Genomic DNA, 8776 nt, shown 5'->3' on the forward strand with positions numbered 1-8776 from the left:
TTTTGTTAGGATCTCAAAGGAAAATCAGCAAATATCGATAAATTGTTTTTGCATTCCATCTAACAACCAATTATGGGCTTGTTATCCACAAAAGATACAGCATCTATTGATTGACTACTCATCTCTATCAAAGGCGTTTAGTTATTTTTTTACGCAGAGTCTATAAAAGAGTCTATAACTAAGTTAAATAAAATAAAAAACAAGCATAGAGAGTGACAAAGGCGGACATCTGGGTTTTGTGATATTGTATCTTTGCAAACCAACCTGAGAATAAATTCTCAAACAAGAAGGCACCTTGGTAACAAACTATTGATCGTACAATTAAAAAAGGTGTTTATGTTTACAGAAACGACATTCAACAACCCAAACTGGTTACAACAGAAGGACCATGAGTCTTCAATTAACACCCGACTGGTTCTCGTTAATTTCTCGTTCGCTTCTCGTTCGTCTCTCGTTCGTTATTCGTTAGTCTATCGAAGACCGATCGAGAACCGAACGAGGATCTATCTAAGAACGAAAGACGAACGAGAAGTTATCGAAGACACGACGAAAAAATGTCAAACCTGACGAGAATGGCAGACTTCAATTTCCGGACTCTTTCTGGTTATGCCAAACAAATACAAAACGCCCCCGTAATGCATTTAATAACTTGCTGAGCAAGGGATGCCAACTGCAACAACCCGATCCCGAATGGCATCAAGCTGTTCATGGGTAGCTTTGAGAAGTCCATGGGCAGGTGTTTCTCGGTCTATCGTATAGACCATTACTTGTTGAGGTGCAATCGTCTTGACCGCTTCAAGCCAAGGAACCACATATTCCTCAGCAGTATTATCCACACTTTCACCATTACAATCCCCACGCATAAACATCGTCTGAATGATGACATGTCCGTTGAAAGCCTTCATACGTTCAATAATCTGGTTGACGTCATAGTTGCCAGCCGGACGATCCACCCGATGGATGTAAGCGCTATCCACGGTATCGAGTTTGAGAATATTGTCATCCACCTTCATCAGCGCATCATGTACCGATTGACGATGAATCTGCGTAGAGTTGCTCAACACACAGACTTTGGCATCCGGACAATATGCATTACGCAAACGAATGGTATCATCTATAATTTCCGGAAAATGGGGATGACATGTCGGTTCACCATTACCAGCAAACGTCAGCACATCGGGCAACTGTCCCTCGCTTTTCATACGCTGTAGTGTCAGTTGGAGTTTTTCTGCAACATCCTGCCTTGTAGGCATCGTTTGTTTAGGTCGATGATCCTCGTTGAACCCACATTCACAATAGATACAGTCAAACGAGCAAACCTTGCCATCGGCAGGAAGCAGGTTGATGCCAAGCGAAATTCCCAAGCGTCGGCTATGAATGGGACCGAAGATGGGAGATGGATAGATAATTGTACTCATAAATCCAAATGTTTTGTTATCGACTGCAAAATTAGCAAATAAAACGTAATTTGTTTTGCAATCTGAGTGAATTATTGTAATTTTGCAAGAAATTAGGTATATTACGGACATTTAGGAGCAATGGCAAAAAAAAGAAAAGCTATCAGTTGTCGTAGAGGTATGCAGGGAGTCACCTTATGCATCAGTACCGCCATGGTGCTTATCTTGCTTGGAATGGTGGTATTCTCCGTACTATTGGCACGCAACTTATCCAACCACATGAAAGAAAATCTGACCATGAGCGTCATGTTGAAAGACTATGTCACGGTCAATCAGGGCCACCTGCTCTGCCGCGATCTCTATCATAAGCCATGGTCACACCATATCGACTATATCAGTAAAGAACAGGCACAGCGCGAACAGATTAAGGAGTTGGGCAGCGACCCATCAGAGTTTCTCGGCTTCAACCCGTTTCCTGCCACACTGGAGATATGGCTCAATGCCAACTACGCCAACCGCGACTCCTTGCGCATCATATCCAAAGAGTTACGCAAGGATGCCCGCATTAGCGACGTAGCATATATGGAAGACCTTGTGGATCAAGTCAACTACAATCTGAGCCGTATCAGCATCATCCTCCTTGTGCTTGCCATCCTGCTGACATGCGTTTCCTTCTCGCTCATCAGCAATACTGTCCGACTTAGCGTCTATGCACGACGTTTTCTCATCCACACCATGAAACTTGTGGGTGCCTCTTGGGGATTCATCCGTCGTCCGTTCCTTTACCATGCCATGGGAGTGGGTATCATCGCTGCACTCATAGCCATTGCCGTATTGGGCGGATGCTTCTACGGACTCTACGTGATGCAGCCTGGCATACTAACCGTCATCAATTGGGTGGAACTTACTATCACCGGCGTAGCAGTATTTCTCTTCGGTTTGCTCATCACAGCCCTCTGTGCATGGCTTGCCGTCAACCGTTTCTTGAGAATGACAGCTGGCGAACTCTACAAAATCTGACAACACATCAATTTGCGAACAATACATTATGAACAAAAGAAATCTCGCTTTTGACCGCACCAACTATCTGCTTTTGGCATTAGGCATGGCTATCGTCATCATCGGATTCATTCTGATGAGTGGCAGCGGTTCCGACTTAGAGGCATACAATGCCGACATCTTCAGCACACGCCGCATCACCATAGCTCCTATCACCTGCTTGTTCGGGTTTGTATTCATGATCTATGGTGTGATGCGCAAGCCCAAAAACACCGAGACAACAGCTAACGAAACAGAGGAGGGTTGCGCACAATGAATTGGTTTGAAGCACTTATACTCGGACTCATCCAGGGACTGACAGAGTATCTCCCCGTCAGCAGTAGCGGTCACCTCGCCATTGGCGCCTATCTCGTCGACATCAACGGTGAAGACAACCTCACTTTCACCATCATGGTACATGTTGCCACGGTATTGAGCACCTTAGTTATTCTGTGGAAAGAAATCGACTGGATACTGAAAGGACTCTTCAAATTCCAGATGAACGATGAAACCAAATACGCCCTCAACATCATCATCTCTATGATACCTGTGGGCATCGTGGGTGTGTTCTTCAAAGACCAAGTAGAGGAAATATTCGGTTCGGGCCTGCTCATAGTAGGTTGCATGCTTCTCGTAACAGCACTACTTCTGTCGTTCTCCTACTTTGCCAAGCCCCGTCAGCGTGAAAACATCAGTCCACTGCATGCGTTCATCATCGGTTTAGGTCAGGCTCTTGCCGTACTGCCCGGACTCTCCCGTTCTGGCACTACCATTGCCACAGGTCTCCTATTAGGCAATAAGAAAGAAAAGATGGCACAGTTCTCGTTCCTCATGGTCATCCCTCCCATCCTTGGTGAGGCATTACTCGACCTATTGAAAGGACTGAAAGGAGAAGAAACCCTTGGCGGCATCGACACCTTCCCCATGGTAATAGGATTCGTTGCAGCCTTCTTGTCTGGATGCCTTGCCTGCAAGTGGATGATCAACATCGTGAAGAAAGGCAAGCTCATCTATTTCGGCATCTATTGTGCCATAGCAGGTGCTATCACCATCATCTGCTCACTCATTTAATACTCACATTTACCTTATGCCCCTGACCTGGTTAGGACATATTCTAAATAAAATATATGAATTTTACAAAAGGAGAAGTCATCTATATCGATAAGCCCTATCGCATGTCGAGTTTCGGCGCGTTGGCACACATCCGCTATCTCGTATCCCGTAAGATTGGCGTAAAACGAGTGAAGATGGGACATGCAGGAACACTCGATCCCCTTGCCACTGGTGTACTCATACTATGTACCGGCAAAATGACCAAGGAGATTGAGCGCATGCAGTACCACACCAAGGAATATACAGCCACGCTGCAACTCGGTGCTACCACAGCCAGCTACGACAAAGAGCATACCGTCAATATGACCTACCCCACCCAGCATATCACACGCCAGCTCATCGACGACACGCTGCCACAATTTCTCGGTGATATCCAGCAAGTGCCACCACAGTATTCGGCAGTCAAGGTAGCCGGTGAACGTGCCTACCGCATGAAGCGCAACGGCGAAGAGGTGAAGCTTGCAGCCAAAACCGTACATATCGACGAGATTGAGGTAACGTCATTCGACCAACAGCTCATGCAGCTCTCCATCCGAGTGGTATGTGGAAAAGGCACTTACATCCGGTCGCTTGCACGCGACATCGGTCGCGCATTAGGAAGCGGTGCCTACCTCACCGCACTACGCCGCACCCGTTTGGGCGAAGTCAGCATCGAACATTGCATCCAGATGGACGATTTCCCTGCATGGCTTGCCCAACAAGATATAGAAGACATCAAGAAGAAAAAAAACAACTTTAAAAAACTATAAGCAATGAAACTGTCACAATTTAAATTCAAGTTGCCCGAGTCACAGGTAGCCCTTGAGCCACCACACAAAGCATTCGAAAATGAAGACGGAACCATTGATAAAGTATATCGGCGCGATGAATGTCGCCTGATGGTTGTACACCGCAAAAGCGAAACATTCGACATCTTCAAGAAAGATGATGAAGGAAACGACACCAATCAACCGCTGTTATTCCGCGACATCATCAACTATTTCGATGAAGGTGACGTAATGATTCTCAACGATACAAAGGTGTTCCCTGCACGCCTCTATGGCACCAAAGAAAAGACCGACGCAAAGATTGAAGTATTCCTGCTTCGCGAACTCAATGAGGAACTGCGTCTTTGGGACGTACTCGTAGAACCAGCACGTAAGATACGTATTGGCAACAAACTCTTCTTCGATGAAGACGGGCCTATGGTAGCAGAAGTCATCGACAATACCACCAGCCGTGGACGCACATTGCGTTTTCTCTACGACTGTCCCCACGATGAGTTTAAGCGCGAGCTCTTTGCCTTGGGCTCTGCCCCACTACCACGCTATATCGTTGACAAACGTGATGTAACTCCCGAAGACGAAGAAAACTTCCAGACCATCTATGCCCGCCATGAAGGAGCTGTTACCGCTCCAGCCTCAGGTCTCCATTTCAGCCGCGAAGTGATGAAACGTTTGGAAATCCGTGGTATCGACTTCTCCTACATCACCGTACACTGTGGTCTTGGCAGTTTCGACGCCATTGAGGTAGAAGACCTCACCAAGCACAAAATGAATTCCGAGCAGATGATTATCGACAGTAAAGCCTGCTCTACAGTCAATAATGCCAAGAAGGAAGGCCGTAAAATCTGCGCCGTCGGCATTTCTACCCTACGTGCTACAGAGAGCGCCGTCGGCACCGACTGCATGTTGAAAGAGTTTTCTGGTTGGACCAATAAGTTCATCTTCCCACCCTACAACTTCAATCTGGCAGATTCGCTGATAGCCAATTTCTATCATCCCGAATCAACCATGATGATGGCAACCGCCGCTTTCGGTGGTTACGATCTCATCTACAACGCCTACGAAGCTGCCGTCAAAAATGGTTTCATGTTCGGTTGCTATGGCGATGCAATGCTCATCCTTAATGACTAACACTTCTCAGCAACAGACAGAGACAACAAGCGACGATCACCTCCATGAGGTGTATCTCGCTTTAGGTTCCAATCTGGGCAACCGTCAGGAAATGCTCGACGAGGCAGTTAGACAGATAGGTCGCCGCATCGGCAAGGTCATTCGTCGATCATCATGGATAGAGACCGAACCTTGGGGGTTTGAATCTTCCAACCGTTTCCTCAACGGCGCAGTATGTTGTCACACCAATCATACGCCCCACGAAGTGCTTCTGCTGACGCAAGCCATTGAACGCGATATGGGTCGTAAGCGCAAAACCGATAGCCATCATGGCTATTCTGACCGCACAATCGATATCGACATACTGCTCTATGACGATCTGCGAATAGACAGTGCCGAGCTAGTCATTCCCCACCCGTTAATGGAAGAACGCGATTTCGTAATGATTCCCCTTCACGAAATTCTGCGAAAAGTTCTGTAGCGAATAATTGATACTACAATGTAATCAAGCATCATGCTTACGGTAGATAAACATCACGTCAATATGCTATAACAAAAATTATCCCGCTTTCTCTTACGAGTCAGCGGGATAATTTTTGTTATGTACCTTTCGTTATTACTTACGCAGTCCAAGGGCTTTGATCAGTTCACGATAACGGTTGATGTCCTTGTTGTAGAGATACTTCAAGAGTTTACGACGACGACCTACCATTTTGGTCAAGCTACGAGCTGTACCGAAATCCTTGCGGTTCTGCTTCAGATGCTCGGTGAGGTGACTGATGCGATAGGTGAACAGAGCTACCTGGCTTTCGATAGAACCGGTGTCAGTAGCCGACTGTCCGTGCTTCTCGAAGATTTCTTTCTTCTTAGCTGAATCTAAATACATAATTGTTGATGATTTAATTAAATTGTTAATAATATGACATCTTTCAGATGCTCCCCGTCTTCATCACGGCGGTTCACATTTTCAAATGCGGGTGCAAAGGTACGAATAAGTGAGCGAAAAACCAAATAAAACCTTATATAATTATTTATTTTCATAATGCGAGTAGCTAAAATTGGACGTTTTCGTTAAACCATGAGCAGAATAAAGCTCGCTTTAATTATGCCATGGCGAGAAAAAGTGCCATGACTATGGAAGATTAGAGGTACGAATTTCTCCCTTCTGCTACCTTTATTTTCCCATTCGTTTCCCAATTTTTAATAGGAACTAGAAAAAGAGCACATCAATCACCATAACGCAGCCTGTTAGCAGGAAATCCCCTATAACGTATGCATTTATGCATTATTCCTCAAAAAAACGTTAAAAAGCAAGCAAAAAGGCCGTGTTAGTTCCAAAAAAATGTTACTTTTGTGCAAACAAATCATACACTTCAATAATTATAAAACAAAAACTATGGAACAGCAGCAAACAGGAAGCAGATCCTATTTGATTTCTATTGTGATGGTTGCCGTATTAGGCGGCCTTCTTTTTGGTTATGACACCGCAGTAATCTCTGGCGCAGAGAAAGGACTTCAAGCCTTCTTTATGGGAGCTAAAGACTTCCAATATACCGATTTCTGGCATGGCTTCACCAGTTCAAGTGCCCTCATCGGTTGTATCATCGGTTCAGCCATCTCTGGTTTGCTTGCTACAAAATTTGGAAGAAAACGTTCATTGATATTCGCCGGCATCATGTTCTTCATATCGGCATGGGGTTCTATGTGTCCTGAGAGCATGTTGTTGCCCGAAGGCAAACCCACCCTCACCCTGCTCATCGTGTTCAATCTCTATCGTGTGATAGGTGGTATCGGCGTAGGCCTTGCCTCTGCTGTTTGCCCCATGTATATTGGTGAGATTGCGCCAAGTGGTATTCGTGGCATGTTGGTATCATGGAACCAGTTTGCTATCATCTTCGGACAGTTGGTGGTTTATTTCGTCAACTTCTTCATCCTTGGCGACCATATTGCCCCAGCCATTGCAAGTGTTGGTGGCGGTTTGAACGAAATACTCAACGGCACAGAAGCCAAATGGGCTATCGAGACCGGCTGGCGCTATATGTTTGGATCGGAAATGATTCCAGCCGGACTGTTTGCCATCCTCATCTGCTTTGTACCTGAGACACCACGCTATCTTGCTATGATTGGCGAAGATGCCAAAGCAGAGCGCATCCTTGCAAAGATCAATGGTGCAGCAGCAGCCAAACAGATTCTGTTTGACATTAAGAACACCGTTACAGAGAAGACCGAGAAACTCATGACCTACGGATTTCTTTGCATCTTTGTTGGTGTGATGTTGTCGGTATTCCAACAGGCAGTAGGTATCAATGCTGTGCTCTATTATGCCCCACGCATCTATGAAGCCATGGGTTTCGACAATCCTATGATGCTTACCGTATTCAACGGAATCGTCAATCTGAGCTTCACCTGTGTAGCAATCTTCACTGTAGAGAAGCTCGGTCGTAAGCCCTTGCTCATCGTTGGTTCTCTCGGCATGGCAATAGGTGCTATCGGTGTAGCATGCACCTTCGGCAATCCCGAACTGCAGCTCGTCTGCATGGTATCTATCATGATCTATTCAGCATCATTCATGTTCTCATGGGGTCCCATCTGCTGGGTACTCATCGCCGAAGTATTCCCCAATACCATCCGCGGTGCAGCAGTAGCCATTGCCGTAGCCTTCCAGTGGATATTCAACTGGATCGTATCAACATCGTTTGTCCCCTTGGCCAACAGTCTGGGTTATTGGTTCACCTATAGCCTCTATGGTGTTATCTGTGTGTTGGCAGCTCTCTTCGTATGGAAGTTGGTACCTGAGACCAAAGGCAAGACCTTGGAGGATATGACCAAACTCTGGAAAGACAGAAAATAAGAATAAAACAAAAGAAATGAATATGAAACGTATCTTAGTAGCAGAAGACAACGAAAGCAACTACGTGCTGATGACTTACGTATTGAGAAATCGATATGAAGTGGTACGCGCCAGCAACGGCAAAGAAGCTGTTGAACTGTCTGACCAACAACAATTCGACTTAATCATGATGGACATGAAGATGCCCGTGATGGATGGTCTTGAGGCAACACGCCTCATCAAGGAGAAACATCCAGACCTCCCCATCATCGCATTGACTGCAAACGCTTTTGAAACCGACCGCCAAGCCACATTTGAAGCAGGCTGCTGCGATTTCATGTCGAAGCCATTTAGCAGAGAAAAGTGTTTGGAAACCATCGCAAAGTATATCGGTGAACACTAGTGTCCACTAAAAACGATTAACAATCGTTGTAAGTGGTTGATATGCGACAAAATACGAGCAAAAAATGACTCTATGGGTTAGAAATGACTATCTTTGCAGAAAATTACAATCTGTAAGTTAG

10 protein-coding genes are annotated in these 8776 nt (G+C 45.6%); 8 read left to right on the plus strand and 2 right to left on the minus strand.

Features of this window, described 5'->3' with window-relative positions; genetic code table 11:
* Positions 1-641 precede the first annotated feature (641 nt).
* Positions 642-1418: a radical SAM protein gene (locus CIK96_RS02590; protein WP_094439461.1), complete on the minus strand. Its 777-nt coding sequence runs from the start codon at positions 1416-1418 to the stop codon at positions 642-644.
* 120 nt (positions 1419-1538) lie between these two features.
* On the opposite strand from CIK96_RS02590, the gene CIK96_RS02595 reads away from it, so the two are divergent.
* Genes CIK96_RS02595 through folK form a run of 6 tightly spaced genes read left to right on the plus strand, consistent with a single transcriptional unit; the run spans position 1539 to position 5903 of the window.
* Positions 1539-2417, plus strand: coding sequence for an ABC transporter permease (locus CIK96_RS02595; protein ID WP_094439463.1), 879 nt, complete (start codon positions 1539-1541; stop codon positions 2415-2417).
* A 28-nt stretch (positions 2418-2445) separates the two neighbouring features.
* Positions 2446-2712, plus strand: a complete 267-nt coding sequence (locus CIK96_RS02600; protein WP_094391277.1) for a DUF3098 domain-containing protein — start codon at positions 2446-2448, stop codon at positions 2710-2712.
* The gene (locus CIK96_RS02605; protein ID WP_094439465.1) at positions 2709-3506 is read left to right on the plus strand and encodes an undecaprenyl-diphosphate phosphatase; all 798 of its coding nucleotides are present in this window, start codon (positions 2709-2711) and stop codon (positions 3504-3506) included. The genes CIK96_RS02600 and CIK96_RS02605 overlap by 4 nt, the downstream gene beginning before the upstream one ends.
* A gap of 56 nt (positions 3507-3562) precedes the next feature.
* Entirely contained in the window at positions 3563-4297 is a 735-nt protein-coding gene (truB, locus tag CIK96_RS02610) for a tRNA pseudouridine(55) synthase TruB (RefSeq protein ID WP_094439467.1), read from the plus strand.
* 3 nt (positions 4298-4300) lie between these two features.
* Positions 4301-5443: a tRNA preQ1(34) S-adenosylmethionine ribosyltransferase-isomerase QueA gene (gene queA, locus CIK96_RS02615; RefSeq protein WP_094391274.1), complete on the plus strand. Its 1143-nt coding sequence runs from the start codon at positions 4301-4303 to the stop codon at positions 5441-5443.
* A complete protein-coding gene (gene folK / locus CIK96_RS02620; RefSeq protein WP_094439469.1) occupies positions 5436-5903 on the plus strand; it encodes a 2-amino-4-hydroxy-6-hydroxymethyldihydropteridine diphosphokinase in 468 nt (155 codons plus the stop codon). Before queA ends, folK begins: the two co-directional genes overlap by 8 nt.
* 135 nt (positions 5904-6038) lie before the next feature.
* Here the strand turns inward: folK and rpsO are convergent, their stop codons facing one another.
* Positions 6039-6308 (minus strand): 30S ribosomal protein S15, encoded by a 270-nt coding sequence (gene rpsO / locus CIK96_RS02625; protein ID WP_094391272.1) that lies wholly within the window; start codon positions 6306-6308, stop codon positions 6039-6041.
* A 510-nt stretch (positions 6309-6818) separates the two neighbouring features.
* Between rpsO and xylE the strand changes: the two genes are divergently transcribed.
* Both xylE and CIK96_RS02635 read left to right on the plus strand, forming a co-directional pair.
* Positions 6819-8273: a D-xylose transporter XylE gene (gene xylE, locus CIK96_RS02630; RefSeq protein WP_094439472.1), complete on the plus strand. Its 1455-nt coding sequence runs from the start codon at positions 6819-6821 to the stop codon at positions 8271-8273.
* A 22-nt stretch (positions 8274-8295) separates the two neighbouring features.
* Positions 8296-8655 carry a response regulator gene (locus CIK96_RS02635; RefSeq protein ID WP_094439490.1) on the plus strand — a complete coding sequence of 120 codons (360 nt, stop codon included), beginning with the start codon at positions 8296-8298 and terminating at the stop codon, positions 8653-8655.
* Positions 8656-8776: the final 121 nt, after the last annotated feature.

It is taken from the genome of Prevotella sp. P4-98 (genome assembly GCF_002251405.1).
Taxonomy (GTDB): domain Bacteria; phylum Bacteroidota; class Bacteroidia; order Bacteroidales; family Bacteroidaceae; genus Prevotella.

Coding starts and splice junctions, on each gene's coding strand:
- CIK96_RS02595 (WP_094439463.1), top strand. CDS start 1,539: ATGGCAAAAAAAAGAAAAGCTATCAGTTGTCGTAGAGGTATGCAGGGA.
- xylE (WP_094439472.1), top strand. CDS start 6,819: ATGGAACAGCAGCAAACAGGAAGCAGATCCTATTTGATTTCTATTGTG.
- CIK96_RS02590 (WP_094439461.1), bottom strand. CDS start 1,418: ATGAGTACAATTATCTATCCATCTCCCATCTTCGGTCCCATTCATAGC.
- CIK96_RS02635 (WP_094439490.1), top strand. CDS start 8,296: ATGAAACGTATCTTAGTAGCAGAAGACAACGAAAGCAACTACGTGCTG.
- queA (WP_094391274.1), top strand. CDS start 4,301: ATGAAACTGTCACAATTTAAATTCAAGTTGCCCGAGTCACAGGTAGCC.
- CIK96_RS02600 (WP_094391277.1), top strand. CDS start 2,446: ATGAACAAAAGAAATCTCGCTTTTGACCGCACCAACTATCTGCTTTTG.
- truB (WP_094439467.1), top strand. CDS start 3,563: ATGAATTTTACAAAAGGAGAAGTCATCTATATCGATAAGCCCTATCGC.
- rpsO (WP_094391272.1), bottom strand. CDS start 6,308: ATGTATTTAGATTCAGCTAAGAAGAAAGAAATCTTCGAGAAGCACGGA.
- CIK96_RS02605 (WP_094439465.1), top strand. CDS start 2,709: ATGAATTGGTTTGAAGCACTTATACTCGGACTCATCCAGGGACTGACA.
- folK (WP_094439469.1), top strand. CDS start 5,436: ATGACTAACACTTCTCAGCAACAGACAGAGACAACAAGCGACGATCAC.